The following is a 13,403-nucleotide window of genomic DNA, read 5'->3' as shown; positions in this document are numbered from 1 at the left end:
TACATATGCGGACACGGCTGATTCTGGCGGCATTCGTCGCGCTCTCCACGGGATGCGTTTCGCAGGGCAAGTTCGACGCGAAGGCCCTGGAGGCGGAGCAGCTCACCAAGGGACTCACCGACGAGAAGGGTGCTCGCGAGGCCGCCGAGGCCAAGGTGAAGGAGCTGGAGGAGAAGATCTCCGCGCTGGAGCAGGAGAAGACAGCGCTGGAGACGCGGCTGACCACCTCCGAGTCTCGCCTCACGGCGGGCGCCGCCGAGCGCCGCGCGTTGCAGGAGCAGAACGCGCAGCTGGCCGCGCTCAATGACGAGCTGGCGCGCAACTCCAAGAAGCTGGCGCAGGCGAAGGAGGAGCTGGAGAAGAAGAGCTCCGAGTACGAGAACCTGGCGCAGAGCCTCAAGTCGGAGATTTCGGAAGGCAAAATCGAGCTGTCCGAGCTCAAGGGCCGCATGACGGTGCAGCTCAAGGACAAGATTCTCTTCGCCTCCGGCTCCGCGCGGGTGGGCAAGGAGGGCGTGGCGGCGCTGAACAAGATCGCCGACGCGCTCAAGACGGTGCAGGGGAAGATTGTGCGAGTGGAGGGCCACACGGACGACGTGCCCACGGGCGGCGGTCAGTTCCCCACCAACTGGGAGCTGAGCCTGGCGCGGGCCATGGCGGTGGTCCGGGCGCTCCAGGACGCGGGTGTCGACCCGACGACGTTGTCGGCGGCGGGGTACGGCCAGTACCAGCCGATCGCCGCCAATGATTCGCCGGAGAACCGCAGCCTGAACCGGCGCATCGAAATCGTCCTCGCGCCCAAGTTGTGAGAGCTTCGGGAGGGCGCGCGTAGGTGCGCCCCTCCCTCATGAAAACGCTCTTCACCGTCTTCTGCTTCCTCGTTGCCACCGGGGCGCTGGCCCAGGCCCCGGATGGCGGCGTCGCCGACCCCGATGCGGGAGTCCCCACCGGTGTGCTGACGAAGCCACCCGAGCTCCTGCGCCAGGTGGAAGCGCCGTATCCCGCCGAAGCCGCCGCCCAGCAGTTGGAGGGGACGGTGGTGATGTTCATCGACATCTCGGAGACGGGCGCCGTCACGAACGTCGAAGTCACTCAGCCCGCGGGGCACGGCTTCGACGAGGCCGCGGTGGAGGCGGTGAAGCAGTTCCAGTTCTCCCCGGCCGAGGTGGACAACGTCCCGTCGCCGGTGCGCATCCAGTACGCGTACCAGTTCGTCTTCCGGCCCGTGGCGCCCGAGCCCACGGAGGACGGAGGTGTCTCGCAGCCCGAGGCGCCGGTGAACTTCAGCGGTCAGGCGCTGGAGCGCGGCACGCGCAAGCCGCTCAACGGCGCGGAAATCGTGTTGCCGGAGCTGGACCTGTCCACCGTCGCGGACGCGGAGGGGCGCTTCTCCTTCCGGGGCGTGCCCCTGGGCACCCACGAGGTGCTGGTGGTGCAGGGCGGGTATGACCGCTTCAAGACGAAGGAGACGATGTCCGAGGGCCTGGAGACGCGCGCCACGTACTACGTGCAGAAGCGCATCTTCAGCCCCTTCGAGACGGTGGTGAGAAGCGACCGTGAGCGCAAGGAAGTGACGAGCACCACGCTCCAGGTGGCGGAGGTGCAGCGCGTGCCCGGCACGCAGGGCGACACGCTGAAGGTGGTGCAGAACCTGCCCGGCGTCGCGCGGCCCGCGTTCAACGGCGGCGCGCTCGTGATTCGAGGCACCAGCCCACAGGAGTCCGGCGTCTTCCTGGACGGCCAGCGCATCCCCCTGCTGTTCCACTTTGGCGGCCTGACCTCCGTCTACAACTCCGAGCTGCTGGAGTCGCTGGACTACCTGCCCGGCAACTTCTCCTCGTACTACGGCGACATCACCGGCGGCGTCATCAACGTGAACAGCCGCGAGCCGAAGATGGACCGCATCCACGGCACCGTGGGCGTGAGCCTCATTGAATCCAACGCGGTGATTGAAGGGCCGATTACGGACACGCTGGGGTTCGCGATTGGCGGTCGGCGTTCGTACATCGACATCGTGCTGGGCGTGATTCCGGAGGGCGACGGCCCGAGCCTCCAGGTGGCGCCGCGCTACTACGACGCGCAGCTCAAGCTGGTGTGGAAGCCGCTGTCGCGCCACACCTTCACGCTTCAGGGCATCACCTCGCGCGACAGATTGGGGCTGGTGTTCGACCGGCCGTCGGACAACGACCCCACCGTCAACGGCAACCTGGAGGTCACCACGGGCTTCAACCAGCTGCGGCTGCGTCACCAGTACCGCGCGGACCGGCTCACGTTGGACACGCACGCGCTGGTGGGCAACACGCTGGTGGAGTTCGAGATTGGCGACCGCAACCTGCGCATCGCCTCCACGGACCTGAACCTGCGCGCCACCGCGGAGTATGCCCTGGTCGAGCCCTTCACCCTGGCGGGTGGCGTGGACGTGACGAGCAACTTCGCGAACGTCAAGGCGCGCATCCAGCGTCCGCCGCGCGAGGGCGAGCCGCCCAGCCCGCTCATCACCGAGGACCTGCTCACCACCGACGGAGACTTCCTCCAGTACTTCCCTTCGCTGTGGATTGAAGGGCGTTGGCGTCCGTTCAAGGGGCTGCTGGTGGTGCCGGGCGTGCGGTACGAGGGGTATATCTTCACGGACCAGAAGGAAGTGAAGCGCACGCTCAACCCGCGCCTCGCGGTGCGCTATTCGCTGACGGACACGCTGACGCTGAAGGGTGGCGCGGGCGTGTACCACGGGCCTCCGGTGCAGGATGAACCCAGCCTGGCGTTCGGCAATCCGGACCTGTCGGCGAAGCGCTCGCTCCAGTACGGCGTGGGCGCGGAGTGGCAGCCGCGGCAGGAGTGGTTCGTCAGCGGCGAGGTCTTCTACAACGACCTGGACAACCTCATCAGCCGCTCGGACGCGCTGGTGGAGCGGGACGGGGAGCTGGTGCCGGAGCGGTTGAAGAACGGGGGCATCGGCCGGGTGTATGGCCTGGAGATTCTCATCCGCCGCTCGCTGACGGAGCGCCTGTTCGGCTGGATTGCGTACACGCTCAGCAGGAGCGAGCGTCGGGACGCGCCCGGGGCGAACTGGCGCTTGTTCGACAACGACCAGACGCACGTGCTGACGGCCATTGCCTCGTACAAGCTGCCCAGGGGCTGGGAGGTGGGGGCGCGCTTCCGCTTCGCGTCGGGCAATCCGACGACGCCGGTGGTGGGCTCGGTGAGGGATGACGGCACCGACGTGTTCCTGCCGCTGTTCGCGGGAGTGAACTCGCGGCGGCTGCCGTCGTTCAATCAGTTGGACGTGCGCGTGGACAAGATTTTCGTCTTCGACAAGTGGACGTTGGACCTCTATCTGGATTTGACGAACGCCTACAACAACGCGGCGGTGGAAGGCATCGCCTACAACTACAACTACACCGAGAGCGCCTACTTCGAGGGACTGCCCATCCTCCCGGTCATCGGCGCCAAGGGGAGTTTCTGAGCATGCGCACGCGAGTCTTCGTCACACTGGCCGCGCTGCTGCTTGCCTGCGGCCCCGACTTCGAGTTGCAGAGTGAAATCCGCCGGGTGCGGGTGCTGGGCATCCGCGCGGAGCCGCCCGAGCTGGTGTTGGACCCGGACACCGGGGCGTTGCCCGGGCCGATGACGTTCAGCGCGCTGGCGGTGACGCCGGACGCGCGTCCCGTCACCGTCTCGTATGCGCTGTGTCGCTTCAACGGCAACCCGTACGACGGCCGTTGCCCCGGGGTGAACGGTGTGGCGCTGCCGGACGGCATGTTGTCGCTCCAGGACCCCAACGTGCAGGTGGTGCTCCAGGAGGCGCTGGTCGCGGCGAATCCCAATGGAGGAGGGACGCCGAACCCGGATGACCCGCGCACGCGCGAGGCGCTGGAGAAGGGCATTCCGCTCTTCGTGGGCTACGAGGCATCGGACGGTTCGGGGACGCCGGAGGGCACGGAGCGGGGCGTGAGGCAGGTGTTGGTGCGCTCGACGACGGCGCCGAATCAGAATCCGGCGGTGGCGGACATCCTCTGGAATGACGCCACGCTGACGGGGCCTTTGCCGTTGGATGCGGAGGTGGTCTTCCGCCCGGTGCTCACGGAGGGCAGCCTGGAGCTGTACACGGCGGAGGACGGCCCGCGCACGGAGCAGGTCTTCTACAGCTGGTTCGCCACGGGAGACGGCGAGGTGAAGGAGTTCCGCTCGCAGGAGCCGGTGGACAACAGGCCTGGAGACCCGACGTCGAAGTACGAGACGCCCGCCACGCCCCAGCGCATCACCGTCTACGTGGTGGCGCGCGACGGACGCGGCGGAGTGGGCTGGCTCAGCCGCGACGTGGATGTGGGGCCGTAGCCCGGGATACCGCTGGCGCGATCTGCCTGCCCCCACGCGACGCGGTGTTGGGGCGGGCTCCGAGGAGGGAGGGCTAGACCGGTTCGAACAGCGTTCCGGTTGCCCCTACTCGCTCCAACGCGCCCTTGAGCCTTTCAGAGACAACGAGGACAACGGACCATCCCCATGTCCGAAACACTTGGGCGTCGCCCACTCTTGACGGGTCGATGCGCAGTCCTGAAACCTTGCGGTACTGCCCTGCTTTCTCTGGACGCCCATCCTCTGGCTTCCAGTATTCCACCTCTTCGGATGCCGCATCATCAATGCACTGAATGAGCTTGGTCGCGACCAGTATGCAGAACTGGTCGGCATGCCCTTGGATATCGACGGGTAGGATTTGCACATCGGCCGGGGCCATCTGTAACCGTCCGGTCAGTGACGTGGCGTGAGCGGTTGAGGACGGATGGGTGCTGTGCTCGGCGAGCGCCGCGACCGGGGGGTGTTCAGAGGTTGGGCTGGAGGTGTGACTCGGGCGGGCCCGTGGTCTGTTGGCGCTTCCACTCGTGAGGAAGCAACTCACCGATGCGCGAATTGGGATGCGACTGCACGCGGAGCAGGACATCGGCCAGGTACGCCTCGGGATTGACGCCGTTGGCCTCGCAGGTGGCTACCAGCGCGTAGAGGCCCGCGAGGTTCTCTCCCGCGGCTTGGTGGCCGACAAAGAGAAAATTCTTACGTCCGAGGGCTGCCCTCCGGAGCGCCGCCTCCGAGCGATTGTTGTCGAGGGGCAACCGCTCGTCCTCGACGAAGCGGCTCAGCGCGTCCCACTGCTTCATGGCGTAGGAGATGGCCAGCCCCAGGGGGCCCTTCGGCAGGTGGCGTGGGGCCTCGTCCTCGAGCCAGGCGCGCAGTCGCGCCAGATATGGTACTGACGGAGTTCTCGGTGCGCGGCGGTGCGTACCACGCCCGCGTCACGCGCCTGGGCCTCTACCCGGTAGAGCGCGAGGATGAGGTCCAGGACTTCGCGGGCCTCGGGGGCGGTGGCGAGCGCGTCGAAGAAGCGGCGGCGGACATGCGCCCAACATCCGACGCGGAGGCGCCCTGCAGGCAGCGTCACCGCGTTGTACCCAGTGTACCCGTCCACCACGAGCGCGCCCGTGGTGCCACCCAGCACCTGCTTGGGCGTCTTGCCCGCGCGCCCCATGCTGAAGCGGTAACCGATGAGCCACTCGCCTCGCTCGTTGCGCGTCAGGAATGTCCAAAGGTAGCCGCGCTTCGTCTTCTTCACGTCCAGCACATGCAGCGGCGTCTCGTCCGCCCACACCACCTCGGCCGAGGCAATGCACTGCAATAGATGCTCGGACAGCGGCAGCAGCACCGAGGCGGACTGGTGGAAGAGGTCCGTCAGCGTGCTGCGGCTCATGGGGACGTCGCCCCGCTCCATCCGCTGCGCCAGTCGGTGCAGCGGCATGTCGTCGGCACACTGGGAGACCACCACGTGCGCCAGCAGGCCCGGGCCATACTCGCCCCTGTCCACCACCCTGGCGGGCGCGGGTGCCGTCACCACGCCCGCACCGCACTGGCACGCGAGGACTTCCTGCACATGCACCTGTCGCTCGAAGCGGGCCGGCAGGTACTCGTACATCTCGGTGGTGCGGCCCTTACCCAGCGGCTTCAGGTCCTCGCTGCCGCAGGCGGGGCAGTGGCGCTCCTCGGCTGGGACGGCGTGGCGAATCTCGCGGGTGGGCGCCTCCTCGGCCCTGCGGGCCGCGCGCTCGCGTCGCTTCTTCAGCGCCGCCTCGTCCCGCGCTGCCTTCGCCTCCGCACCCGTCTGTTCCCCGCGCAGCTCGGCTGCCATCGTCGGCAACTTCTCCGCCTTCTTGCCGAAGACATGGCGCTGGAGGGCCGCCATCTGCCCCTTGAGGACGCCCAGCTCCCCGCCGATACGGCCCACCTCCGCTTTGAGCTCCTCGGCTTCCTCGCGCCAGGGGCAATGGTGGTCGAGTGGCAACTGACGGGGCACCCGCGAGGAACAACCCGCCGGGTGGACCATTGCCCGCGTGAGGTGCTCAGCGTCCTGCCCGCCCCGGGGGTGACCAGGCGGGCTGGCGCTTCACCTCGGCCACGTCAATCCCATCCAGCAGCATCGCCAGTTGCGTGTAGTCCAACTGCACCGACTGTGCATCGTCGTCCACCGGCGGCAGCCGGAAGCGGCCTGTCTCCAGGCGCTTGTAGTACAGGACGAAGCCGCCCCGGCTGAAGGTGAGGATTTTCACCCGGTCTCCGCGCCGACTGACGAAAGCGAAGAGGTGGCCCGAGTAGACGTCCTCGCCCCATGCGGTGCGCACCAGAGCCATGAGCCCATCAATGGACTTGCGCATGTCCACCGGCCCGGTGGCCAGCAGGATTCGCACCGAGGCCGGCAGTGTCAGCACGCGGTGCGCTCCAGCGCCGCCACCAGTCGGGCCACGTAGTCCACGTCCGTGCCGGGGGCGAAACGCACGCGCGCTCCGGCGGCGCCAATGACTTCCAGCATCACCACCTCGAGTCCGGGCGCACGGCTCACCTGCACTGGGATCAGACGCACGGGCGGCTCGGCCTCGGTGCGCTCCTGACGTCGCCGGCGGTAGACCCAGGACTGCACGGTGCTCAGCCTCAGCCCCCGGCGTCCGGCGAACTCCCGCTGCGTCAGCCCGCTCGCTTCGAACTCTTCCACGACGCGCACCCACTCCGGCTTCTCAGCTCTCTTCCTCATCCGTCGAGGGATGACCTGCCCCGCTCATCCCGACAACGCCCCGCAGCACGTCGTCCGTCGGACGGATACGACATTCCAGACAGGGTCCACCACGACTTCTACCCCGGCAATGCCTCCCGCCACGTCGCTCGCCGGACGGTTACGCCACCCCGCGTCACGTCTGGACGAGTTGCTGCCGCACCGCTGGCAACAGTCCTCCTCCTCCGCGCCTGATTCATCCTGAAGTCACGCAGGCCTCGGCGTCGAGGAACTCCGTGCGCGGCTACCACGCGGCGCGAACGGAAGGGTGCACCCGTCGGACGCCGCCCGTCGGTCGGTTACCGACGACAGGAGCCCGAGTCGGCATGGAGCGACCATCTGCCACGCCTGCGGGCATTCGGCGTAGAGACAGCGCCGTCGTGCCCCCGTAGCCGCATTGGTGTCGAAAAATTCTCGGGTACTCATCAGGCCGCATTCTTCTGCTGGTACAGGTAGCGCTGAAACTCGACAAACACCCGGCGGATTTCCGATGGGGGGCCGAGATTCTCTTTGGCATCCTCGATGCTGCCATATTTGAGCTGGAGAAGCGGGGCGAGCTTTTCCACGTCGAGCTGCTCGACGCCCTCCTTCACGTAATGCTCAAGGACGAAGGCGATGAACGCCCGTTGCTTGTTGCTCAGGCTTGACTGGAGTTCCTTGTCCGCCTGAGCGGCTCGGGCCTCTCGTGCGACCGGGGGCGAGGCGAAGGCAACGAAGGCCAGCACGTCGTAGATGTCGCTGTTCTCCGCCGATACGACCCTCTGCATGGCGGCAAGTGGCTCACGACCAAAGCCCTTCTCGGCGAGTTGTTCGAGGAGGGCCTTGCGGGTTTCCGGCGAACTCCAGAGTGCACGCAGCTCGTCCTCGCTTTTGAACAACTCGGGCAACTTTCCGAAGAGGCTCTCAAGGAACTGCACCGCCGACATGGGCCTGCCATCGGCACTCCAAAAGGTCGTTGCCACCATGCTGTCGATGGTGCGTTCCTTCCCATCAGCGAGCTTCACTTTGATCCGCGTGGGGCGGATGTCATTGTCCTCCACCCATCCGATATTATCATTCGGCTCGTGTTCGTAACCCCTCGCTTGGCGGCCTGGGCTTACCGTTCCAGGTTCTGGCTCGACAGGCTCACCGTCCCACTCGGGATCGTTGAAGTGGTGGTGAGCCTTCACGAAGTCGTAAATGGTGAAGTAATCCTTCCCCTGGTAGAGCCGGGTGCCCCGCCCGATAATCTGTTTGAACTCAATCATCGAGTTCACAGGCCGCATCAGCACGATGTTACGTACGTTGCGGGCATCCACGCCAGTCGACAGCTTCTGCGAAGTCGTCAAAACGGTCGGGATCGTCTTTTCACTGTCCTGGAAGTCCCGAAGGTGCTGGTCGCCGATCTTGCCGTCCGCAGCAGTCACGCGGACGCAGTACTCCGGCTCCTTGCTGGTCTTCGTCTGGTTGATGAGGTCACGGACTCCTAATGCCTGGTCCTGGGTGGCACAGAACACGAGAGTCTTCTCTGTTTGGTCGATCATTCCCATGAACAGTTCGACCCGGTACTGCTCCCGCTCCTTGATCTCGATGATCCGCCGGGCGAAGTCCTTCTCGGTGTAGCGGCGGCCGGCCTCGATCTCACCCTCAATCACAGTGTCGTCCGACGTGTAGACGTACTCATCGAGAGTCGTCGCAATCTCCTTCACCCGGAACGGAGTGAGGAAGCCATCGTTGATGCCCTCCTTGAGCGAGTAGATGAAGACCGGTTCGCCGAAATAGGCATAGGTATCGACGTTGTCCTTCCGCTTCGGAGTCGCCGTGAGGCCAAGCTGCACAGCGGGGGAGAAGTACTCCAGGATGTCTCGCCAAGTGCTCTCATCGTTGGCTCCGCCCCGGTGGCACTCGTCGATGATGATGAAGTCGAAGAAGTCGGGTGGATATTCGCCGAAGGAGGGAGACGGCTTGCCGTCCTTCGAAGGCCCCGACATGAAGGTTTGGAAGATGGTGAAGAACACGCTGCCATTCTTCGGCACCTTCTTCCGCTTGCGAATCTCGTCCGGCGAAATCCGCACCAAGGCATCCTCGGGAAAGGCCGAGAAGGCATTAAACGCTTGGTCCGCGAGGATGTTCCGGTCGGCGAGAAACAGAATGCGGGGCAGCCGTGAACCGTCACGGGAGAGGTTCCACCGGCTGTGATAGAGCTTCCACGCGATCTGAAACGCGATAGCCGTCTTGCCGGTCCCCGTCGCCAGAGTGAGCAGAATGCGCGGCTTCTTGGCGGCAATGGCCTCCAATACGCGGTCGATGGCGGTGTCCTGGTAGTACCGGGAGGCCCAGGCTCCACCCTTGTCCTCATAGGGGACGGTGGAGAAGCGGTCTCTCCACTCGTTCTGTTTGGTGAAGGTGAGGTTCCAAAGCTCGTCCGGCGTCGGGTACCGGGCGACCTCGCCCTCGATCCCATCGGACATGTCGATGCGGTAGATACCCTGGCCGTTCGTGCAGTAAGTGAACCGAACCGGGAGCTTCTTCGCGTAGTGCTTGGCTTGCCCAACACCTTCCGTAAGTGGGGAAGCCCACCGCTTCGCCTCAATGACGGCGAGTTTCTTGTTGCGGTAGACGAGGACGTAATCGGCAATCTCGGCCCTAGAGCGGCGTCCGTGGCCCTCCAGCCTACCTTGTGTAATTTGGAACTCGCGGAGGATGCGACTTCCCTCGACGACACCCCAACCAGCAGCCCTCAAAGCTGGGTCAACGTGCTCGGCTCGGGTTTCGGCCTCATTAAGGACGCGATCCATCACATCCCTCCGGAGAAGGCTTGGTGTAGGAGCGACTTCTTCAGCTCATCGAGAGCTTCGAGCTTCTGCCGGTAGAGGGTGTCGAGGCGCCGGATATCCTGCCGAAACGACTCAAGATCAGAGATGAACTTGGCCTGCCGTGTAATTGACGGAAGGTGCACTGGGAGTCTCTCAATGATCCCCATGTTCAGCCCGTCCATGATCGCTCCATCCGCTTGAGCCAGGAGAAACTCACGGGCGACAGGATGGTAAAGGAAATAGGCATGGAGGTAAGCGGGGAGACACTTGCTGTGGTCGAGCGTGATGCAACAAAGATGCTTCGTGTTGATCGCAACAGGGATGTCATCAGGGACGACCGCGCACCGGCCGCACGTTCCCATGATGGTGATCAGGACGTCGCCCGGATAGACTCTGTACCGCTCCAACTGCCTGTACTTCTCTGGCGTGATGAATCGGCTTTTCCCCCAGAGAAACTCATTTGCGACAGCATTGTCGATACCAAGAACAGCTATACCCTGTTCTACAAACTCGCTGTGAAGCAACTGGCTTCCGAACGGGCCTGTGCGAATGGCTCCCCTCTTGGGGGCGGCGAGCGCTGCCACTGTCGTTTTCAACCACTGGGCCTGCTCTGCGTTGGTGGTGAGCGCAGCAAATGCTGATTCAAGAAGTTCGCGAGCGTTCTGCAGGCTCCTCTCGGTGTTGGCCTTGGCGTTTGCAATCCCATCGAATGCTTTGTCCAAGACAGAGACGATGCGATGCTGCTCAGGGAGGGGGGGAACAGGAATCGGGATCTCACACAGGCGGCCCTGGTTAAGCTTGGGAACTGTCAGACCGCTCACGAACTCAGAAAGATCCAAGTGGTTCAGATAGTGAATCAACCAAGCATCTAGCAAAAAAGCACGGTGTGGTCGAAGAACATGCGCGTGATTATTGACCCAACACTTGCCTTCGACCGCGAATGCAGTGTTTTCGCCAGGCCCCCACTTGGCCCCGTCCTCACCTACCAAAACAAGGGGTTCGTCGAAGAGGTACCCCGCGACATAGTCCTGAATGCCGGTTGCCCCGTAGTACGGGATGTCACCAGGGGTACGGTCGCGCTTCGTGATCGGTTTTCGCTTACTGTCGAGGATGTCGCACAATTCGCCCAATGGGCGCGTAGACCACTGTGCCTTCACAAAAGCCTCCGGATGCTCTTGAGCACCTCGGCACCCTCCGCATCCAAGGCGGTGATCTCGTCGAGAATGTCCTCGGGGCTTCGGTGGACAACGACCTCGCCTCCGTTCGGGTTCTTCACCGAGAGGTCGAACGTATCCTTGTCGATTGTCGCGAGATCGAAGGTCCACGACTTCGGCGAGTCGGCGAACGTCTTCTGCAACCGGACAAACTCCGCCAAGTCATCGTCGTTAAGGGGGGTTGTCTTGCCAAGGCTGCGACCCGGATCGAGTTGGTAGAACCAGATCTTCCGGGTCGGTGCCCCCTTCTGGAAGAACAGCACGACCGTTTTGACCCCGGCTCCCTGGAATGTGCCGCTCGGGCAGTCGAGCACCGTGTGCAGGTTGCAGGTTTCGAGGAGCAGTTTCCGCAGGCTCTTGGCCGCGTTGTCGGTATTCGAAAGGAACGTGTTTTTGATGACAATGCCTGCCCGTCCACCAGCCTTCAGCGTCTTAATGAAGTGCTGGAGAAACAGGAACGCCGTCTCGCCGGAGCGGATAGGGAAATTCTGCTGGACCTCTTGCCGCTCCTTGCCGCCGAACGGCGGGTTGGCGAGGACCACGTGGAACCGGTCCTTGTCCTGGATGTCAGCGAGATTCTCGGAAAGGGTGTTCGTGTGGACGATGTTCGGTGTGTTGATCCCGTGAAGGATCATGTTCATGATCGCTATCACGTAGGCGAGACTCTTCTTCTCCTTGCCGTAGAAAGTCCGCTCTTGGAGCGTCTCCATGTCCTTGATCGTGAGGCCTGGCTTCTTCGAGTTCTTCAAATAGTCAAATGCTTCGCAAAGAAAGCCTGCGGATCCGACAGCCCCATCGTAGATGCGTTCTCCGATCTTCGGCTCAACGACTTGGATGATGGCCCGGATGAGCGGACGGGGCGTATAGTACTCGCCACCATTCCGCCCAGCGTTGCCCATGTTCTTAATCTTGGCTTCGTACAGGTGTGACAACTCGTGCTTCTCGGCCTGCGACCGGAAACGGAGCGTGTCGATTACGTCGATGATCTCGCGGAGGTTGTAGCCGCTGGAGATTCTGTTCTTTATCTCACCGAAGATCTCCCCGATCTTGTACTCGATGGTATTCGGACTGCTCGCCTTCTCCTTAAATTGTTGCAGGTAGGGGAAGAGCTTCGTATTGACAAACTCGGTCAGATCCGGGCCGGTCTTCGCCTTGTTGTGGTCGACCTTACCGGAGCGGTCCTTCGGGGCGGCCCACGAATCCCAGCGGTACGGCTTGTCGAGAACGAAGTCGTACCGCTTCCCCTCAAGCTCGGCCTCGGCAGCGCGGTCTTGCTCCAAGCCGTCGAGATACTTCAGGAACAGGAGCCACGAGGTCTGCTCGGTGTAGTCGAGTTCCGTCGTGCAGCCCGCCTCCTTCCAGAGAATATCGTCAATCTGCTTGAAAGCCTGTTCAAACATTTCGCGTTGCTCCTGCGTTGCCGGTGCAGGCCAGCATGGATGACAAAGAACTCGAAGCAGCAGTGGACCACTGGGAGCAATGAAGCATCAACGTTCACCCTTCTCTTCGTGTGCAGCCCCCTGGGCGCGGACCCACTCGTCGACCTCTGAAAGCTTGATCATCCAGAGGCGTCCAACTCGGTGCGCGGGCAGGCCGTGGCGTTCAATCCACCGGTAAATGGAATTCCGCACGCCTCCGAGGTGCTGTGCGACCTCTTCGCCTGCCCCCCACGACTCTGGCATTGGTAACCATCTGATCTTGCTGGCGAGTCCCCAAGGTTTTTCCGACTCTGCCTGCGAGAGTAGCCCGGAGTCGGATTGAAATGCACCAGGAAGATTACAGGCGGGATACCACTCTGACGTACATTTCGGGGGATGGCCGAGGCAGGTCCGTAATGCGATGGAGTCCTTCAAGTAGCCCCTATGCGCTCCGTGGTGATGGGACGGACAGCGCCTCGCGCACCCGCTTGGTGTCGGCACCTTGCTCATTACTCCTGAATGTGGACGGGGGCCGCTCTGAGCCACGCCTCCAGGCTGTCGCAAACGTATTTGGGAGTTCATCCGCTACCGCCCGAACTGCGGAAGTCTACGAGAGCACCGCCCCCTCGTGCGCGGTCAAGTCCCGAATCGTGTGTGGTTGGTTCGGGGGGGGGGAACGTGGGAGGAAGGCTCCTTGGCGGATTCATTCAGCGGTGTCTGGGTTTGAAGTCAGCAGGGCCATGTCGAGGTAGCGGCGGTCAGCCCAGATGCCAGAGACTTCGAGGGCGACGGCGGTGATGAGGCGCAGTGCGCTGGCGCGGTCCGGGAAGGCGCCCACGGAGCGGATGCGGCGCTTGACTTCGCCATGGAGTCGCTCCAGGCCGTTGGT

The 13,403-nt window shown here is 63.7% G+C and carries 10 protein-coding genes and 2 pseudogenes; 3 read left to right on the top strand and 9 right to left on the bottom strand.

Annotated features, from left to right (window positions below; translation table 11 throughout):
* The first annotated feature begins 5 nt into the window (after positions 1-5).
* From HUA74_RS30165 to HUA74_RS30155, 3 genes are read left to right on the top strand one after another with little or no spacing between them, the layout of a single operon-like run.
* Positions 6-809 (top strand): OmpA family protein, encoded by an 804-nt coding sequence (locus HUA74_RS30165; protein ID WP_174457313.1) that lies wholly within the window; start codon positions 6-8, stop codon positions 807-809.
* A gap of 38 nt (positions 810-847) precedes the next feature.
* Positions 848-3,463, top strand: coding sequence for a TonB-dependent receptor domain-containing protein (locus HUA74_RS30160; protein ID WP_174457312.1), 2,616 nt, complete (start codon positions 848-850; stop codon positions 3,461-3,463).
* Between the two features lie 2 nt (positions 3,464-3,465).
* A complete protein-coding gene (locus tag HUA74_RS30155) occupies positions 3,466-4,335 on the top strand; it encodes a hypothetical protein (protein ID WP_141640981.1) in 870 nt (289 codons plus the stop codon).
* Between the two features lie 73 nt (positions 4,336-4,408).
* Here the strand turns inward: HUA74_RS30155 and HUA74_RS30150 are convergent.
* From HUA74_RS30150 to HUA74_RS30110, 9 genes and pseudogenes are all read right to left on the bottom strand, one after another.
* Positions 4,409-4,735: pseudogene (locus HUA74_RS30150) on the bottom strand (imm11 family protein); the annotation flags it as partial.
* A gap of 82 nt (positions 4,736-4,817) precedes the next feature.
* Positions 4,818-6,367, bottom strand: a pseudogene (locus tag HUA74_RS30145) (IS66 family transposase).
* A 16-nt stretch (positions 6,368-6,383) separates the two neighbouring features.
* Positions 6,384-6,749: an IS66 family insertion sequence element accessory protein TnpB gene (gene tnpB / locus HUA74_RS30140; RefSeq protein WP_174457310.1), complete on the bottom strand. Its 366-nt coding sequence runs from the start codon at positions 6,747-6,749 to the stop codon at positions 6,384-6,386.
* Complete coding sequence (locus HUA74_RS30135; protein ID WP_174457309.1) at positions 6,743-7,069, bottom strand: IS66 family insertion sequence element accessory protein TnpB; 327 nt, start codon at positions 7,067-7,069, stop codon at positions 6,743-6,745. The genes tnpB and HUA74_RS30135 overlap by 7 nt, the downstream gene beginning before the upstream one ends.
* Positions 7,070-7,512: 443 nt before the next feature.
* On the bottom strand, positions 7,513-9,864 hold the full coding sequence (gene hsdR / locus HUA74_RS30130) for an EcoAI/FtnUII family type I restriction enzme subunit R (RefSeq protein WP_174457308.1): 2,352 nt from the start codon (positions 9,862-9,864) through the stop codon (positions 7,513-7,515).
* Complete coding sequence (locus tag HUA74_RS30125) at positions 9,864-11,039, bottom strand: restriction endonuclease subunit S (protein WP_174457307.1); 1,176 nt, start codon at positions 11,037-11,039, stop codon at positions 9,864-9,866. Before HUA74_RS30125 ends, hsdR begins: the two co-directional genes overlap by 1 nt.
* The gene (locus HUA74_RS30120; RefSeq protein WP_174457306.1) at positions 11,036-12,496 is read right to left on the bottom strand and encodes an N-6 DNA methylase; all 1,461 of its coding nucleotides are present in this window, start codon (positions 12,494-12,496) and stop codon (positions 11,036-11,038) included. Before HUA74_RS30120 ends, HUA74_RS30125 begins: the two co-directional genes overlap by 4 nt.
* A gap of 87 nt (positions 12,497-12,583) precedes the next feature.
* Positions 12,584-12,778 carry a helix-turn-helix domain-containing protein gene (locus tag HUA74_RS30115; RefSeq protein WP_174457493.1) on the bottom strand — a complete coding sequence of 65 codons (195 nt, stop codon included), beginning with the start codon at positions 12,776-12,778 and terminating at the stop codon, positions 12,584-12,586.
* A 439-nt stretch (positions 12,779-13,217) separates the two neighbouring features.
* On the bottom strand, positions 13,218-13,403 hold a 186-nt coding region (locus tag HUA74_RS30110; RefSeq protein WP_174454834.1), incomplete at its 5' end, for a transposase.

Source organism: Myxococcus sp. CA051A (assembly GCF_013336705.1).
GTDB classification, from domain to species: Bacteria; Myxococcota; Myxococcia; order Myxococcales; family Myxococcaceae; genus Myxococcus; species Myxococcus llanfairpwllgwyngyllgogerychwyrndrobwllllantysiliogogogochensis.
The sequence above is the reverse complement of the archived record's forward strand: the minus strand, read 5'-3'. Positions and strand labels throughout refer to the sequence as shown.

Coding starts and splice junctions, on each gene's coding strand:
- HUA74_RS30135 (WP_174457309.1), bottom strand. CDS start 7,069: ATGAGGAAGAGAGCTGAGAAGCCGGAGTGGGTGCGCGTCGTGGAAGAG.
- HUA74_RS30120 (WP_174457306.1), bottom strand. CDS start 12,496: ATGTTTGAACAGGCTTTCAAGCAGATTGACGATATTCTCTGGAAGGAG.
- hsdR (WP_174457308.1), bottom strand. CDS start 9,864: ATGGATCGCGTCCTTAATGAGGCCGAAACCCGAGCCGAGCACGTTGAC.
- HUA74_RS30160 (WP_174457312.1), top strand. CDS start 848: ATGAAAACGCTCTTCACCGTCTTCTGCTTCCTCGTTGCCACCGGGGCG.
- HUA74_RS30115 (WP_174457493.1), bottom strand. CDS start 12,778: ATGCCAGAGTCGTGGGGGGCAGGCGAAGAGGTCGCACAGCACCTCGGA.
- HUA74_RS30155 (WP_141640981.1), top strand. CDS start 3,466: ATGCGCACGCGAGTCTTCGTCACACTGGCCGCGCTGCTGCTTGCCTGC.
- HUA74_RS30165 (WP_174457313.1), top strand. CDS start 6: ATGCGGACACGGCTGATTCTGGCGGCATTCGTCGCGCTCTCCACGGGA.